17 protein-coding genes and 1 tRNA gene are annotated in these 15,422 nt (G+C 73.8%); 8 read left to right on the top strand and 10 right to left on the bottom strand.

Annotated elements, in window-relative coordinates:
• Nucleotide 1 precedes the first annotated feature (1 nt).
• The 3 genes from JOD46_RS14895 (at nucleotide 2) to JOD46_RS14885 (ending at nucleotide 1,916) form a co-directional block, all read left to right on the top strand.
• Nucleotides 2-664, top strand: a complete 663-nt coding sequence (locus JOD46_RS14895; protein WP_204395284.1) for a GNAT family N-acetyltransferase — start codon at nucleotides 2-4, stop codon at nucleotides 662-664.
• Nucleotides 665-716: 52 nt separating this feature from the next.
• Nucleotides 717-1,781 (top strand): hypothetical protein, encoded by a 1,065-nt coding sequence (locus JOD46_RS14890; protein ID WP_204395283.1) that lies wholly within the window; start codon nucleotides 717-719, stop codon nucleotides 1,779-1,781.
• Between the two features lie 59 nt (nucleotides 1,782-1,840).
• Nucleotides 1,841-1,916: transfer RNA gene (locus JOD46_RS14885), tRNA-Ala, on the top strand.
• A gap of 66 nt (nucleotides 1,917-1,982) precedes the next feature.
• On the opposite strand, the gene JOD46_RS14880 is transcribed toward JOD46_RS14885, so the two are convergent.
• Complete coding sequence (locus JOD46_RS14880) at nucleotides 1,983-3,185, bottom strand: FAD-dependent monooxygenase (RefSeq protein ID WP_204395282.1); 1,203 nt, start codon at nucleotides 3,183-3,185, stop codon at nucleotides 1,983-1,985.
• Nucleotides 3,186-3,236: 51 nt separating this feature from the next.
• On the opposite strand from JOD46_RS14880, the gene JOD46_RS14875 reads away from it, so the two are divergent.
• Genes JOD46_RS14875 through JOD46_RS14860 form a run of 4 tightly spaced genes read left to right on the top strand, consistent with a single transcriptional unit; the run spans nucleotide 3,237 to nucleotide 6,198 of the window.
• Nucleotides 3,237-3,455 (top strand): helix-turn-helix domain-containing protein, encoded by a 219-nt coding sequence (locus tag JOD46_RS14875; RefSeq protein WP_204395281.1) that lies wholly within the window; start codon nucleotides 3,237-3,239, stop codon nucleotides 3,453-3,455.
• Entirely contained in the window at nucleotides 3,448-3,897 is a 450-nt protein-coding gene (locus tag JOD46_RS14870; RefSeq protein ID WP_204395280.1) for a Clp protease N-terminal domain-containing protein, read from the top strand. The genes JOD46_RS14875 and JOD46_RS14870 overlap by 8 nt, the downstream gene beginning before the upstream one ends.
• A gap of 46 nt (nucleotides 3,898-3,943) precedes the next feature.
• Nucleotides 3,944-4,636: a pyridoxamine 5'-phosphate oxidase gene (pdxH, locus tag JOD46_RS14865; RefSeq protein WP_239562797.1), complete on the top strand. Its 693-nt coding sequence runs from the start codon at nucleotides 3,944-3,946 to the stop codon at nucleotides 4,634-4,636.
• A 47-nt stretch (nucleotides 4,637-4,683) separates the two neighbouring features.
• Nucleotides 4,684-6,198: an MFS transporter gene (locus JOD46_RS14860; RefSeq protein ID WP_204395279.1), complete on the top strand. Its 1,515-nt coding sequence runs from the start codon at nucleotides 4,684-4,686 to the stop codon at nucleotides 6,196-6,198.
• Here JOD46_RS14860 and JOD46_RS14855 read toward each other — a convergent pair.
• Nucleotides 6,120-6,773, bottom strand: a complete 654-nt coding sequence (locus JOD46_RS14855; RefSeq protein WP_204395278.1) for an NADPH-dependent F420 reductase — start codon at nucleotides 6,771-6,773, stop codon at nucleotides 6,120-6,122. The two genes, JOD46_RS14860 and JOD46_RS14855, sit on opposite strands and share 79 nt — an antisense overlap.
• A 183-nt stretch (nucleotides 6,774-6,956) precedes the next feature.
• On the opposite strand from JOD46_RS14855, the gene JOD46_RS14850 reads away from it, so the two are divergent.
• Nucleotides 6,957-8,048 carry an LLM class flavin-dependent oxidoreductase gene (locus tag JOD46_RS14850; RefSeq protein WP_204395277.1) on the top strand — a complete coding sequence of 364 codons (1,092 nt, stop codon included), beginning with the start codon at nucleotides 6,957-6,959 and terminating at the stop codon, nucleotides 8,046-8,048.
• 7 nt (nucleotides 8,049-8,055) lie between these two features.
• Here JOD46_RS14850 and JOD46_RS14845 read toward each other — a convergent pair whose 3' ends face one another.
• The 8 genes from JOD46_RS14845 to JOD46_RS14810 all read right to left on the bottom strand — a co-directional run bounded on the left by JOD46_RS14845 (nucleotide 8,056) and on the right by JOD46_RS14810 (nucleotide 15,338).
• Nucleotides 8,056-9,270, bottom strand: coding sequence for a cation:proton antiporter (locus JOD46_RS14845; protein ID WP_204395276.1), 1,215 nt, complete (start codon nucleotides 9,268-9,270; stop codon nucleotides 8,056-8,058).
• Between the two features lie 13 nt (nucleotides 9,271-9,283).
• Complete coding sequence (locus tag JOD46_RS14840) at nucleotides 9,284-9,778, bottom strand: cation:proton antiporter regulatory subunit (RefSeq protein WP_307835059.1); 495 nt, start codon at nucleotides 9,776-9,778, stop codon at nucleotides 9,284-9,286.
• A 46-nt stretch (nucleotides 9,779-9,824) separates the two neighbouring features.
• Nucleotides 9,825-10,700, bottom strand: coding sequence for an alanyl-tRNA editing protein (locus JOD46_RS14835; protein ID WP_204395274.1), 876 nt, complete (start codon nucleotides 10,698-10,700; stop codon nucleotides 9,825-9,827).
• The gene (locus tag JOD46_RS14830) at nucleotides 10,700-10,879 is read right to left on the bottom strand and encodes a hypothetical protein (RefSeq protein WP_204395273.1); all 180 of its coding nucleotides are present in this window, start codon (nucleotides 10,877-10,879) and stop codon (nucleotides 10,700-10,702) included. The genes JOD46_RS14835 and JOD46_RS14830 overlap by 1 nt, the downstream gene beginning before the upstream one ends.
• A 59-nt stretch (nucleotides 10,880-10,938) precedes the next feature.
• On the bottom strand, nucleotides 10,939-12,102 hold the full coding sequence (locus JOD46_RS14825; RefSeq protein ID WP_204395272.1) for an acyl-CoA dehydrogenase family protein: 1,164 nt from the start codon (nucleotides 12,100-12,102) through the stop codon (nucleotides 10,939-10,941).
• Nucleotides 12,103-12,112: 10 nt separating this feature from the next.
• Nucleotides 12,113-13,042, bottom strand: a complete 930-nt coding sequence (locus JOD46_RS14820) for a DUF4349 domain-containing protein (RefSeq protein WP_204395271.1) — start codon at nucleotides 13,040-13,042, stop codon at nucleotides 12,113-12,115.
• A 223-nt stretch (nucleotides 13,043-13,265) separates the two neighbouring features.
• On the bottom strand, nucleotides 13,266-14,096 hold the full coding sequence (locus JOD46_RS14815) for an aldo/keto reductase (protein ID WP_204395270.1): 831 nt from the start codon (nucleotides 14,094-14,096) through the stop codon (nucleotides 13,266-13,268).
• A gap of 33 nt (nucleotides 14,097-14,129) precedes the next feature.
• Nucleotides 14,130-15,338, bottom strand: coding sequence for an MFS transporter (locus tag JOD46_RS14810; RefSeq protein WP_204395269.1), 1,209 nt, complete (start codon nucleotides 15,336-15,338; stop codon nucleotides 14,130-14,132).
• Nucleotides 15,339-15,422: the final 84 nt, after the last annotated feature.

The following is a 15,422-nucleotide window of genomic DNA, read 5'->3' as shown; positions in this document are numbered from 1 at the left end:
GGTGCCCGCGGCATCCGTTCCGACCCTCGTCGACGGGTCGCTGACCCTCCGGCCCGTCCGAGCGCGCGACGCACGGCCGCTGGAGCGGGTGCTGCTCGACAATCGCGGCTGGCTGCGCCGGTGGGAGGCGACCTATCCCGGCGGCGGGTCGATCATCGACACACGCGGCAGCATCCGCAACCTCACCGCGCACGCGCGCGCCGGCACCGCGCTGCCGTTCATCATGGAGTGGGACGGCGAGCTCGTCGGGCAGCTCAACGTGTCGTCGATCACGCACGGCTCGCTGTCGTCGGCGACGATCGGGTACTGGGTCGCCAAGCACGCCGCGGGCCGCGGCATCACGCCGACGGCCGTCGCGCTCGCGACCGACCACTGCTTCCTCACGCTGCGCCTGCACCGCATGGAGATCTGCATCCGCCCCGACAACGGCCCGTCGCTGCGCGTGGTCGAGAAGCTCGGCTTCCGCTACGAGGGCCTGCGCCGGCGGTTCATCCACATCGACGGCGACTGGCGCGACCACTACGCGTTCGCGCTCGTGGCCGAGGAGGTGCCCGGGGGCGTGCTGCGCCGCTGGCGCGAGGGCCGGGCGCCGGCGGATGCCGCGGCCATCCCGGCGGCCGATCGCGAGGCCGCGCTCACCCCCCTTCGGGTGGGGGATCGCTGACACGCCCCGTCCTGATCGGCGGCGCCGACCCGCCGTGACCTAGCGTGGTCGCATGGATGCGATCGGTGGTGGAGTGCTCGTGGCGGTGGCCGCGACGCTCTGGATCGCCTACCTCCTGCCGAGCTGGCTTCGCCGGCGGCAGTACCTCGCAACCGAGCGCAACGCCGTCCGGCTGCAGCAGACGCTGCGCATCCTCGCCGAGACCGCGGAGACGCCCGAGGAGGTGCGGGTCGAGATGACGACCCGCGAGGTCGCGGCGCAGGAACGCATCCTGCACGAGCACGAGCTCGCCGCGCGCCTCGAGGCCCAGGCTGCCGAGAACCTCGCGATCGCCGAGCGCATCGCCGCGGAGGAGGCCGCCGCGGCCGCCGCGCGCGAGCTGGCCGAGCGGGCCGAGCGGGCCGAGCGGGCGGCGCGCGCCGCCGCGACCGCCCCTGTGCCCGTCCTGTCGGCGGGGCCGGATGGCGCGTCGCCGGCGACCGCACGCGGACTCACGCGTCGCGGCCTGCGCCGCCGTCGCGCGCTGTGCTCGCTGCTTCTGCTGGCGTCCCTGCTGACGGGCGCGACCGGGCTCGTCGTCCTCGCCCTCGGCGGGACGCCGTTCGTCGCACTCGGCGGCGTGGCAGGTGTGGTCGTGGCGCTGTCGGGCCTCGTCGTGCTCGCGCGCCGGCGTCCGGTCGCCACGGCGTCGCCCGTGCCGGTCGCCGTTCCCGCGGCCGAGCCGTTCGAGCCGATCGAGGTCGAGTCCGAGCCCGCGCCGTCGGCCGGCTGGACCCCGCAGCCCCTGCCGAAGCCGCTCCACCTCTCGCGCGGCACGATCGCGGCGAGCGTGATGGCGTCGATCACCGAGGCCGAGCAGCTCAAGCGCGCCGCGGCGGGCGCCGAGCTGGCCGAGCGCGCCGAGCGCATGGAGCCGCAGGTGCCCGTGCTGCGGCCGCCCGCGGCGTCCGCGCCGGCAGCATCGCCGGCGCCGACGTCGCCGAGCGAGGAACCGCAGCGGGCCGGTGCGAGCGCCGAGGCCGCGAGCCCGTATGCGCGCATGGGCATCGTCGACGCCGCCGAGCCGGGCATGAGCGATCTCGACCTGGTGCTGCGCCGTCGTCGCACCGCGGTGTGAGGCATCCGCCGGGGTGGTCAAGACCACCCCGCCGGGGATGGTAGAGTCGTTCACGGCTCGGGCCCATGGCGCAGTTGGTAGCGCGTCTCGTTCGCAATGAGAAGGTCGGGGGTTCGAATCCCCCTGGGTCCACCATTGTGATGTCTCACGACATCGTGAACGGCTGAACCCGCGGAAACGCGGGTTCAGCCGTTTCTCGTCTCACCCCTCGAGCAGGGTGGCGATGCCGCGGGCGGACCGCCGGGCGGTCAGCAGCTCGCCGGCCACGCGGCGGAGCCCATCGCCCTCCTCGCCGGCGGTCTCCAACGCGTGCTGCACGCGTGTGCACGCGAGCGCGAGGTCGACGGCCGGACGCCGCCGCGACTCGTAGCCGTCGAGCACAGCCTCGTCGCCATCCCGATCGAGCGCCTCGGCGAGCGTCTCGCCGAGCGCGATGGCGTCCAGGAGTCCGACGTTCAGAGCCGATCCGCCCGCGCTGAACACGTGCGCGGCATCGCCGGCGAGGAACACGCGTCCCGACCGGTACCGTTCGGCCCTACGGCTGTTCGGCACCACGCTGCGCGCCGCGTGCGCCGCCGTGAACGGCAGCTCCGTGCCGAGCACCCGGCGCAGGCTCGCGCGGAGCTCGGAGACGTCGAGATCCTCGGTCGGGGTGGTCTCGCCTCGCGGTTCCTGTGTTGCGACGAGGTAGCGGTCCGGTGGCGCGGCCGGGTCGAGCGCGCGGGCGGGGGCGATGGTGATCGTCCCGTGCTCGGTGACGTTCGGTCGGAACAGGGCAAGGCGGGCCCCGTCGGGCAGGGCGAGCTCGTGCCGGTGCCGGACGATGCGCTCGTCGGGGATCGTGATCCGCGCGAGCCGGGAGATGGTCGGGCTCGTGGTGCCCTCGAACTCGATCCCGAGCGCTCGTCGCACGGTGCTGTGCGCGCCGTCGCAGCCGACCAGGTAGCCGGAGCGGAACTCGGTCCGTCCGTCGGCCGTCGTGACGTGGGCGGTGACTCCCTCGGCGTCCTGCTCGAATCCGTCGAGGCGGTGGGCGCGGAGGACGGTCGCCCCGTGCCGGACGGCGCCCTGCTCGAGCATCTCCTCGAGCCGGCGCTGCGGGACCGGGAGGACGTGCAGCGGGTTGCCGACGACACCGAGCCGGAGTGTGAATGGCCCGTAGCCGTATCTCGGCGGCCGGACCGGGCGCAGGCCGGTGCCTTGGAGATGGCCGCGCCGTCGGAGCTCGATCGCGGCACGACCGACGACGCCGTTGGCCTTCGGCGTCGGGTCGGGGTGGGCCGCGCGCTCGAGCACGAGGGTGCCTGCCCCCGCGGCGGCGAGCTCGGCCGCGAGCAGGAGCCCCGTGGGACCGGCCCCCGCGATGACGACGTCGTACGGCTGGGTGTCAGTTTGGATTGACATGCTCGTCAGTCTGACTTGACACGAGCGCGCTGTCAACACAGACTGACAGGCATGGACATCGACGGACGGACCGACGAGGTGCGCGAGACCGATCCCGCGACCGGCCTGCGCGCCGTCGCCGCCCTGCACCGGCTGGCCGAGCGCGTCGAGGCGACCCACGTCGCCGCGGCACGCCGCGCCGGCTGGTCATGGGAGCAGATCGGCGAGGCGCTCGGAGTCACGCGCCAATCCGTCCACGCGAAGCACGGGAAGCAGGACCGACATGTTTGAGCGTTTCGCGCGAGCGGCGCGCGCCGCCGTCACCAGCGCGGTCGAGGAGGCCGGTCGCCGCGGCGACCGCCGGGTCTCCACCGACCTGCTGCTCATCGGCGTCCTCCACGATCCCGGGATCGCGCGCGAGGTGGGCGCCGGCGCCGACGATGCCCGGCGAGCGGCGTCCCAGCTGGATCGGGATGCACTCGCCGCCGTCGGCGTCGAGGCCGACGCGTTCGGGCCCCTCGGGCGGGCCGCCGGCGCGCCGCGGCTCCCGTTCACTCCCGGTGCCAAGGCCGTCCTCAGGCGCACGCTCGCCCTCGCTTCGGCCGACCACGCGCGCCGCATCGAGCCGACGCACCTGCTCCACGCCCTGCTCGAGCGACGGGCGCCCGACCCGGCCGCGGAGCTCCTCGCGGCCCTGCGCGCCGAGCCCGGGGCCCCGGATCGCGGCCGCTGAGCGCGGCCATCCGGGTGCGGCGGCGCCCGGACCGCAGAATGGAGCCATGAGCGACGCGATCGACCCCGAGCGCCCGGAGCCCCGCCTGGAGCACGCCCTGCACCGGCACACCGACTACGGCGCCGAGGAGCTCGACGAGGCCCACGTGGCATCCGACCCCTTCGTGCAGTTCGACCGATGGCTCGCCGAGGCCGACGCCCGCGGCGTCTACGAGCCCAACGCGATGGTGCTCGGCACGATCGACGCCGACGGCACGCCGTCGAGCCGCACCGTGCTGCTGCGAGGCGTCGACGACCGGGGCTTCGCCTTCTACACCGACCGCGAGTCGCGCAAGGGCCGGGCGCTCGAGTCGAACCCCGTCGCCACCGTGCTCTTCCCGTGGTACACGCTGCACCGGCAGGTGATCGTCACGGGCGAGGTCCGTCGCGTCGGCGACGGGGAGTCCGACGCGTACTGGGCGACCCGGCCGCTGGGGTCGCGCATCTCGGCGACCGCGAGCCGGCAGTCGCAGCCCATCGCCTCGCGCGCCGAACTCGAGGAGCGCGTCGCGGCACTCGAGGAGGAGGTCGCGGGCGCCGGCGAGATCCGGCGGCCCGAGCGGTGGGGCGGGTTCCGCCTCCGGCCGTGGCGCGTGGAGTTCTGGCAGGGCCGCACGTCGCGACTGCACGACCGGCTCGTGTTCTCCCGCGAGCGCGGTGCGGACGCGGGCGGGTGGCGGCTCGAACGACTGCAGCCCTGATCCGCCCACCCTCGGGGCGTCCGCGGCGCGGGCGTAGTCTGGAGCGGATGCCGAGTACCGAGGCCCCCGTCGTGAAGGACACGCGCTGGCGCGCGTACTGGGTGTGCGTGGCCGTGGCCGCGATCACGATCATGGACCTGACGAAGGTCAACGTCGCGCTGCCCTCCATCGAGGAGGCGCTCGGCGCCGGCTCAACGGAGCTGCAGCTGCTCGTCTCGGGGTTCGTGCTGACGTTCGGCCTCACGCTCGTGCCGGCCGGCCGGCTGGGCGACCAGGGCTCGCGCAAGGTCATGTTCATCGTGGGCCTCAGCCTCTTCACGGCGACGAGCCTGCTCTGTGCGGTCGCGCCGACCTCCGGCGTGCTGCTCGTGGGCCGCCTGCTCCAGGGCGTGGCCGCGGGCATCCAGATGCCGCAGGTGCTGGGGCTCGTGCAGCAGCTGTTCCAGGGCGCCGAGCGGGGCGCCGCGTTCGGCCTGTTCGGCGCGACGATCGGCATCGCGACCGCGTTCGGCCCGACGCTCGGGGGTCTCGCGATCGCGATCGGGGGGCCGGAGGACGGATGGCGCGGCATCTTCTGGATGAACGTGCCGCTCGCCCTCCTCGCGATCGTGTTCGCGGCCTGGCTCCTCCCGGGACGCCCGGCGGGTGAGCGCGCCCGGATCTCCCTCGACCCCGTCGGCGTCGTGCTCTTCGGCATCGCGGTGGTGTGCCTCATGTGGCCGTTCCTGTTCACGACCGGCTCGCCCGACGACGATCCCGCTCGGTGGTGGACGCTCGTCGCGTTCGCCGCGGCGGCCGGCGCGTTCGTGCTGTGGGAGCGGCGCTACGCGGCGTCGGGTCGCGCGCCGCTCGTGCCGCTCGACCTGTTCTCCCGCCGCTCGTACCGCAACGGCACGATGCTCGCGACCGCCTACTTCGCGGCCATGCCCTCGACGTTCCTGCTCACGAACCTGTTCCTGCAGCAGGGCCTGGGGCTGGCCCCCGTGTTCGCCGGCATGGTGACGATCGGGTTCGCGCTGGCCAGCGCCGTCACGTCGTGGCTGGGCGGGCGGCTCGTGGGGCGGATGGGCCGGGTGCTCGTCGTTGGCGGGCTCATCCTGCTCCTGCTCGGCTTCGGCCTGCTCGTGCTCGTGGCGATCGCGACCCCGCCCGGGCTCACCCCGTGGCTGATGGCGGGCGTCATGCTCATCGCGGGCGCCGGAGGCGGCTTCGTGATCGCGCCGAACCAGGTGCTCGCGCTCGCCGAGGTGCCGGTCGACGAGGGCGGGCTCGCCGGCTCGGTCGGCCAGCTCGGCCAGCGCATCGGCACGGCGATCGGCACGGCGATCGCGCTCTCGCTCTTCTACTCCACGATCTTCCGCGTGCAGGGCGAGGAGGCGCGCATCGACGTGTTCCACACGGCCTACGCGGTCGGCATGGCCGCGGTCGGCGCGCTGCTCCTGGTGGCGCTGTTCATCGGCCTCGTCGACCTGCGCCAGCGGGTTCAGGCCGCGAGCACGCGCTCGGCGGCGAGCAGCGCCGAGAGCTCGGCGGCGGAGAGCTCGCGCCCGAAGGCGGGGTGACCCGGCTCGAGGGCCCGGCCGTTCGCGAGCGCGCCGCCGTCGACGGCGTCGAATCCGAGGTCGTCGATGACCCGGGCCACGGCACGGCGCGCCTCGGGGTCGTCGCCGACCACGGCGAGCGCGCGGCGCAGGGGCGAACCGGCCGGCATCGCGTCGTCCTCCATGTCGTGGTAGCCGAGGTGGTTCAGCGACTTCACGACGCGGGCGCCGGTGTTGAGGGCGGCGTGGATCTCGCTCGTCGAGCGCTCGTCGGCGTCGATCTCGGCGATGTGGCCGTCGACGGGCGGCCAGTAGTTGGTGGCGTCGACGACGACCTTGCCCTCGAAGGACGCCCAGGGCACGGTGCCGACCTTGCCGAACGGCACGGCGACGATGATGAGGTCGGCGGCGGCGACCAGCTCGTCGGGCGAGGCCACGCGCGCGCCCGGCGCGACGACGCCCACGAGCAGCTCGAGTGCCGTCTGGCGGGGCGATCCGGTGAGCACGACCTCGTAGCCGGCGTCGACGAGCAGGCGTGCGAGCGCGGTGCCCACCTTGCCGGCCCCGAAGATGCCGATCACCGGTCGATCCGTCACGTCGTGCCCCTTCCCGGGCCGGCGGATGGCGCGACCCGTCGTCGTCGCCTTGCGACGCCGTCATCCGTGCCAACGTCACGTGGCCCGACGGCATTCCCGGCGGGGTGCGACCCGGAATAGTCTCGGGGTCGACGGGGTTCCGTCAGGTGCATGCACGTGCATCGACCATGGAAGGGGCAGCGGATGGCGCGCCACTACGAATTCGGACTCGACACCTTCGGCGACGTCACGCTCGGAGCCGACGGCGAGCCGCTCGCGCAGGCGCAGGTGCTTCGGAACGTCGTCGCCGAGGCCGAGCTCGCCGACCGCCTCGGCCTGGACTTCTTCGGCGTCGGCGAGCACCACCGGCACGAGTTCGCCATCTCGGCTCCCGAGGTCGTGCTCGCGGCGATCGCGGGCCGCACCGAGCGCATCCACCTCGGGTCGGCGGTGACCGTGCTGAGCTCGGACGACCCCGTGCGCGTCTACCAGCGCTTCGCGACCCTCGACGGGCTCTCGGGCGGACGCGCCGAGGTGATCCTCGGGCGTGGATCCTTCATCGAGTCGTTCCCGCTGTTCGGCTACGAGTTGAGCCAGTACCAGGACCTCTTCGAGGAGAAGCTCAACCTGTTCGCGGCGCTGCTGCCGCAGGAGCCCGTGACGTGGGAGGGGAAGCTCCGTGCCCCCCTGACCGACCAGCTGGTCTACCCGCGCGTCGAGCACGGCCGGCTGAAGACCTGGGTCGGCGTCGGCGGCAGCCCCGAGTCGGTCGTCCGGGCCGCGCACTACGGCCTGCCGCTCGTGCTGGCGATCATCGGGGGCAGTCCCGCGCGCTTCGCACCTCTGGCCGAGCTCTACCGCAAGGCGCTCGCGCAGTTCGGGCACGAGCCGCAGCCCATCGCCGTGCACTCGCCCGGCATCATCGCCGACACCGACGACGAGGCCCTCGACACGCTGTGGCCGCACTACGAGATCATCATGAACCGCATCGGCCGCGAGCGCGGCTGGGGCGCGGTCACGCGCGAGCACTTCGAGGGCGAGGCGAGCCCGCACGGCGCGCTCTACGCCGGATCGCCCGAGACCGTGGCGCAGAAGATCGCCGCCGCGCTCCGCGCGCTCGGCGCCGGCCGGTTCGACCTCAAGTACTCGAACGGCACGCTGCCGCACGAGGCCATGATGCGCTCGATCGAGCTCTACGCCACGCGCGTGGTGCCGCGGGTGCGCGAGCTGCTCGCCGAGTCGGAGCCGGAGCCCGAGCCCGCATCCGAGCCCGCCGACGCGGCATCCGCCGGCTGAACCCGGCTCACGGGCGCGCGCCGGTGAGGCCGGCGCCCCCGGCCGTGCCGGGCGCCGGGCGACGGCGGCGCACCGCCGAGCGGAACCACGCGGCATCCGGGAGGCGCGAGAGGAACGTGCCCGCGAGGATCGTGATGAGCACGTAGGCCGTGGCGAGCGGTGCGAGCGCCGGCTCGACGCCGGCGCCGACCGCGAGCCCCGCGATGACGATCGAGAACTCGCCGCGCGGGGCCAGCACGAGGCCGGCGCGCCACTGCCCGAGGGTGCCGACGCCGGCCATGCGCGCCGCGTACCCGCCGGAGACGAGCTTGGTCAGGATCGTGACGAGTGCGAGCAGCGACGCCGGCAGCAGCATCGAGAGCAGGGCGGCCGAGTCGGTCGTGAGGCCGAAGAACACGAAGAAGGTCGCCGCGAACAGGTCGCGCAGCGGAGTGAGCACGGCGCTGGCGTTCGCGGCGACGCGGCCCGACAGGGCGATGCCGACGAGGAACGCCCCGACCGCGGCCGAGACGCTGACCTCCTGGGCGAGACCCGCCACGAGCATCACGAGGCCGAGCACCCCGAGCAGCAGCGGCTCGGCGTGCTCGGCGGGGAACAGCCGTGAGATGACGTGCCCGTGCCGGAGCGCGACGAACAGGATGAGCGCGACGACTCCCACCGCGACGGCGACCGCGAGCGCGCCCTGCAGGAGGCTCACGCCGACGACGATCGCCGAGAGCACCGGCAGGTAGAACGCCATGGCGAGGTCCTCGATCACCAGCACCGCGAGCACCGACGGCGTCTCGCGGTTCGAGAGCCGGCCGAGGTCGCGCAGCAGCTTCGCGATGACGCCCGAGGAGGAGACCCAGGTGACGCCGGCGAGCGCCACGGCGGCGACCGGGCCCCAGCCGAGCAGGAGCGCCAGCGCGGCGCCGGGAATGGCGTTGAGCACGGCGTCGACGATGCCCGCCCGTCGCGAGGTGAGCAGGCTCGAGAACAGCTCGGGCGCGGTGTACTCGAGCCCGAGCAGCGCGAGCAGCAGGATGATCCCGATCTCGGATGCGGTCGCGAGGAACTCCTCGCTCGCCTGGAGGGGCAGCAGGCCGCCGTCGCCGAAGGCGAGCCCGAGGACCAGGTAGAACGGGATGGGGGAGATTCCGAAGCGGATCGCGAGGCGCCCGAGCAGGCTCATGGCGAAGAGCAGCGCGCCGACCTCGATGAGGAGCAGCGTCGTCTCGTGCATCCCGGGCCCGGACTCAGTCGGGTCCGTGCGCGAGCAGGTTGGCGACGCCGTCGAGGCCCTCGCGCGTGCCGACCGCGACGATCACGTCGCCGGCCCGCAGCACGTCGGCGGGCGTGGGCGACGGGATCACCTGGCCGTCGCGGACGATGGCGACGACCGACGCGTGCGTGCGGGTGCGGGCCTTGGTGTCGCCGAGCGGGCGGTTGAGGTAGGGCGAATCGGTCGGCAGGGCGATCTGCTCGGTGTACAGGCCCGCGGTCTCATCGGAGAGGCTCGTGAGGCGCGACATCATCACGGAGGCGCCGAGCACGTCGGCGAGCGCCGCGGCCTCGTCGTCGTTCAGGGGGATGGAGTCGCGGCACGCGTCGGGGTCGTCCTCGTCGAAGACCCCGAGGTCGCGCTCGCCGTCCCGGTGCGACACCACGCTGATGCGCCGCCCGCCCTCGGTCACGAGGTCGTGGCGGAAGCCGATCCCGGGCAGATCGACCTTCTCGATGCGAATACCCACGCCCGACATGCTAACCCCGCACGCCGACCTCGCCGCCGAGGAACGCTCAGGCGGCGCCGGGCTGCGCGGTGGTGGTCATCGTGAGCACCGGCGTGCCGGCGTCGTCGCCGAGCTCGAACGCCACGTGCACGGCGCCGAGCTCGCCGAGCGAACCGGCGTGCGTGCCGCCGCACGGGATGCGTGCCGAGCCCTCGGGCAGCTCGCACACCCAGGTGCGCCGGTCGCTCAGGTGCTCGCCCACGCGCTCGACGCGGACGCGCGCGTCGGCGGCGACCCACTCGGCGAGCGTCGCGTCGACGGAGGCCGCGAGCGCGTCGAGCTCGTCGCCGAGCCCGGTCGCGTCGAAGCCGGCGCGACGGAGCGACTTGTTGAGCCGGTAGCGGTCGACCGAGCCCATGGCGTGGATGCGCGAGGTCGCGATCGCGATGCCGTCGAAGTCGGGCGAACCCAGCGCATCCTCGCGGGCGGCCTTCGACCAGCGGCCGGCGAGGGCGCGGTTCAGGGCGAGGGCGGCCGCGTGGCAGGCCGTGTGGCCGATCGAGAGGGCGCGGCGCGCCTCGCCGTCGGCCTCGAGCTCGATCTCGTCGCCCTCGGCGACCTCGGCATCGCCGTCGACGACGTGCGCGACGACGAAGGTCCACCCGTCGGTGCCCGGGCGGACGGGGATGTCGCCGATGTGCAGCTCGGTGCCGTCGGTCGCCGCGACGAGCGCGTCGCGGATCGCGACCTCGCGGCCGTCGACGCGCAGCACGCCCGGATCGGCCGGCTGGTCGGGCCACGCGCGGTCCACAGGGTGGATGCTCGTACGGTCGGCGATGACCGCGAGGCCCTCGCCGAACGGCGCGACATGCACGACCGTCGCGCTCGCGATGAGCTCGCCGACCGGGAAGGTGACGACGGTGTCGATGGCGGGCAGCGCCATCAGATACCGGACTCGCGCCGCCCGAGCACGTTGATCGGGATCGCGAGGGCCAGCGCGGCGCACAGGATGCCGCCGAAGAACACGAGCGCCTCGAATCCGGCCACCACGTCGGCGACGCTCATCAGCCAGAGGCCGAACAGGAAGAGGCCCATGGCGATCAGGAACGGGAACAGGCTCACGGCGAACTCCTTCGGACGTGCGGCACGCGCCGCGGCGCCAGTCTATCGATCGGCCGGCGTCAGTCGGCGACCGGTCCGAGCCACGCGTTCGCGATCGTCGACAGGGCGGCATCCTCGCTCGACGGATGGAACACGCCCGCGAGCACGTCGCGCTGCAGGCGGCCCAGTTCATGACCCGCGAAGTAGCTCGCACCGCCGGCGACGCGCACCGCGCGGTCGACGACCTCGCGCGCGGTCTCGACGGTGCGCACCTTCACGCCCGAGAGCTTCGCGAACCAGAACGCGCCGTGGTCGACGCCCTCGACGACGTCGCGCGCGAGCGAGGTGAGCTGCGGCGCGACGCCGTCGAGCGCGAGCGCGGCCTCGGCGATGCGCCGCCGCACGTCGGGATCCTCCGAACGGGGCCGGCCGGTCTTCTTCGACGTGCGCGAGCGCGCCGCATCGACGGCGAGCTCGATCGCGCGCTGCGCGAGGCCGGCGTACACCGAACTCAGGAACAGCTCGAAGCACGCGAAGATCGCGAACACGAACGGGTCGGGGTTCGGCCCGGGCTCGAGGCGCCGCACGATGCGGTCGGCCGACGCGGCCGCGCCGTCCAGGACGGTCGTGCGGCTCTGCGTAGCCCGCATGCCGATCGTGTCCCAGTCGTCGAGCGTGCGCACGTCGGGGTCCTCGCGGTCGATGAAGCCGTACACGAGCTTCGGCCCGTCGGCGGAGCGCGTGTCGAGGCCGTGCACGCCGAGCCGCGTCCACGCCGGTGAGAGCGAGGTGAAGATCTTGCGCCCGGTGTAGCGCACGCTGCCGTCGGGCTGCGGGTCGGCGACCGTGCCGGAGCCGAACAGCATGAGGTCGTTGCCCGCCTCGCTGATCCCGAACGCGAAGACCTCGCCAGCGGCCGCCTCGCGCAGCAGGAAGTCGAGGGAGTCGTCGCCGCGGTCGTGCAGGAGCCGCGCGACGCCCGTCCAGACGAGGTGCATGTTCACGCCGAGCGCGGTCGCGGGAGCGGCGCTTGCGAGGCGCATCTGGGCGCGCACCATGTCGACGAGGTCCCAGCCGAGCCCGCCGAGTTCGATGGGCACCAGTGCGCGCAGGTACCCGCGCTCGCCGAGTTCCTCGAGGTCCTCGGCGAAGAAGGCGTTGCGGGCGTCGTAGTCGGCCGCGCGGCCGCGCACGCGCGCGAGGAGGTCGTCGTCGAGCAGGGTATCCGTGCTGGGCGTGCTCACGCGGCCCAGCCTACGCCGGGCCGTGGCCGCCGGGGTGGGTGGGGCGGCCGGGATCGTCCTCGGGCCGATCCGGGCCCACGTGGTGCCGACGGCGCGTGGCGAGGATCACGATGACCGCGACGATCGCGGCGATCACGAGCAGCACCGCGAGCCAGGGCAGCAGCACGCCGACCACGACGAGCAGGCCCGAGGCGAAGGCGACGAGTGCGTCCCATCCGGCCGCCACGCCGCTCCAGAAGTCGTCGGGACCGGCCTCGGGCGCGATGCCCTCGGAGAGGAGCTCCACCGTGAGCGTCGAGTACTCGACCTGGTCGACGAGGAGGTCGCGCTGCGCGGTCAGGCTGTCGAGCTCGGCCTGGCGCGACGAGAGCGCCGACTCGATCGCGATGAGGTCCTCGGTCGTGCTCGCCTGCTGGAGCAGGGCGAGCAGTCGGTCGACCGAGGCCTGCAGCGCGCCGATGCGCGCGTCGAGGTCCTCGCGCTGCTGCGTCACGTCGGACGCGTCGAGCTGTACCGAGTCGACGTCGCCCAGCTCGCGCAGGTCGCCGAGCACGGCGTCGAAGTCCTCGGACGGGATGCGCACCACGAGCGTGGCCCGCGCCTGCTGGGTGTCGGTGCCGGGCGTCTCGCTCCGGCTGTCGATCCGGCCGCCCGCGCGGTCCACGATCGAGACCGCCTCCGAGGCCGAGGCGATCGGGTCGTCGACGGTCAGCGTCAGCCAGCCCGTCGTGATGACGCTGCGGCCCTCGTCGACGGATTCCTCGGGCACCAGGCCCTCGCCGCCCGCGACCCCCTGGTCGGGCGCCTCGACGCCGACGTCGGGTTGCGGGGCGACGCTGTCGCCCCCGGAGGACGAGCCGGAGCCCATGCTGCAGCCGGAGAGGAGCAGGGCGAGGGTCGCGGCGGCGGCCGCGGCGAGGTGGGCGCGTCGGCGGGTCATGCGGTCACGGTACTGCGGCGGCGGGAGCGGATGTCTGGGCGCCCGCCGCGAGTCCGGTCACGATCCGGTTGCGGTCGGCCGGGACGCCGGCCGTGCGGCCCGTCCCCTCCGTCCCGTTTCGCGGATATACGATCCGGCGCGCCGCCGGTCGCGGTGCGAGCGCGGCGCGCCGGATCGTATATCCGCATAACGTGGCGACCTGACGGACCCGCCCCGCGCCGAGTCAGTCGGTGTCGGGGTCGCGGCCCGTGCGCTCCCCGGTCTCGAGCGTGGCGATGGCCGCGACATCCGCCTCGTCGAGCTCGAACGAGAACACGTCGAGGTTCTCGGCGATCCGCTCGGGGCTCGAGGCCTTCGGGATCACGATCGTGCCCTGGCGCACGTGCCAGGCCAGCACGACCTGCGCGACCGACCTGCCGTGCTTCGCGGCGATCGGCTCGAGCACCGGGTCGCCGAGCAGGCGGCCTCGCGCGAGCGGCGACCACGCCTCGGTGCGGATGCCGAGCCGCTCGTGCGCCGCGCGCAGCTCGCGCTGCGGCAGCCACGGATGCAGTTCCACCTGGTTGACGACGGGGGTCACGCCGGTCGCGTCGATGATCCGCTCGAGATGGTGCACGTGGAAGTTCGAGACGCCGATCGACGAGACCCGGCCCTCGTCCCGGAGCCGGACGAGCGCGCGCCAGGTGTCGACGTAGCGGTCGCGCGAGGGCACCGGCCAGTGGATGAGGTACAGGTCGAGCCGGTCCAGGCCGAACCGGTCCATCGCGGTGTCGAACGCTCGCAGGGTCTCGTCGTAGCCGTGGTCGTCGTTCCACACCTTGCTCGTGACGAAGACCTCCTCGCGCGGCAGGCCGCACTCGCGCACGGCCGCGCCGGCCTCGGCCTCGTTGCCGTAGAGCGCCGCGGTGTCGAGGTGGCGGTAGCCGAGCGAGAGCGCGGTCAGCGCGAGCCGGGTCGCGTCGGCCGCCGGCACCTTGTACATGCCGTAGCCGACCTGCGGGATGGCGCGGCCGTCGGCGAGCGGGACCATGGGGGCGAGGGGCGGATGCGACATCCGTGCGCCTTTCTCTCAGGGCCCTCGACGCCGTCAGCTGGGCGTGACGGGCACGGGCTCGGTGTCGGGGATGGGGCTCGCGTCGCGGCCGCGGAGGTCGGGATGCCAGCGTCGGGCGAGCGCGGGCACGACGAAGCCGAGGAACGCGAGCACGCCGGCGGCCCAGAACGCGCCGACCGCGTCGTAGCCGTCGATGAGGAAGCCCGCGAGCGCGGAGCCGAGCGCCGCGCCGATGAGCTGGCCGGTGCCCACCCATCCGTAGGCCTCGGCCGTGTCGGAGAACTTCACGCTCGCCGACACGATCGCGAACAGCACCGCGAGTGCCGGGGCGATGCCGATGCCGGCGATGAAGAGGGTGAGGGCGAGCCACCAGAAGTCCATCGCGAACGCCGCGAGCGCGGTGCCGGCGAAGACGATGAACATGCGGCGAGCGGTCGACCACGGGCCGATCGGCACGTGTCCGAGCGTGAGGCCGCCCACGAGGCTGCCGACCGAGAAGATCGCGAGCACGATGCCCGCCTCGGCGCCGTCGTGGCCGAACGCCGCCACCACGCCCGCCTCGATCGCGGCGCACGCGCCGATGAGCAGGAACCCGACGACCGTCGCGAGCAGCACCGGCGGGCGCGCGAGCACCGTGCCGAACCGCCGCTTGGAGCGCGGGATGCGCACGCGGCCGAGCTCAGGCGACGAGATGAACCAGCTGCCCCCGCCGACCATGAGCGTCGCTGCGAGCAGGATGCCCCACACGGTCCCGATCTGCGTCGACACGAACGTCGTGACGACCGGGCCGACGACCCAGATGATCTCCTGCGCCGACGCGTCGAGCGAGAACAGCGGCGTGAGTTGGCGCGAGTTCACCATCTTCGGGTAGATCGTGCGCACCGCGGGCTGCACCGGCGGGGTCGCGAGGCCGCAGACCAGGCCGACCGCCATGTAGAGCGGCACCGTGAGCGGCAGCACGCCGATCGCGACGACCGATGCCGTGCACACCACGAGGGTCGTGATGAGCACCGGTCGCATGCCGAACCGGCCCATGAGCCGACTCGTGAGCGGGCCGGCGACGGCCTGGCCGATCGAGGTGGCCGCGAGCACCAGGCCCGCTGCGCCGTACGAGCCCGTCTGCTGCTCGACGTGCAGCAGGAACGCGAGCGAGAGCATGCCCGAGGGGAACCGTGCCATGAGCTGGGCGGCGATGATGCGAGCGACGCCCGAGGTCCTGAGCAGTTCGGTGTAGCTTCCCACGGTGGCTCGATCCTATCGACGCGGATGCCGCGGTGCCGGGTGCCGCCCGGGGGAAACCGCGGGCCCGGATCGACACCGCGGCGA

This window comes from Agromyces aurantiacus (assembly GCF_016907355.1).
Classification (GTDB): domain Bacteria; phylum Actinomycetota; class Actinomycetes; order Actinomycetales; family Microbacteriaceae; genus Agromyces; species Agromyces aurantiacus.
This window is presented reverse-complemented; position numbering and strand designations above follow the sequence as displayed.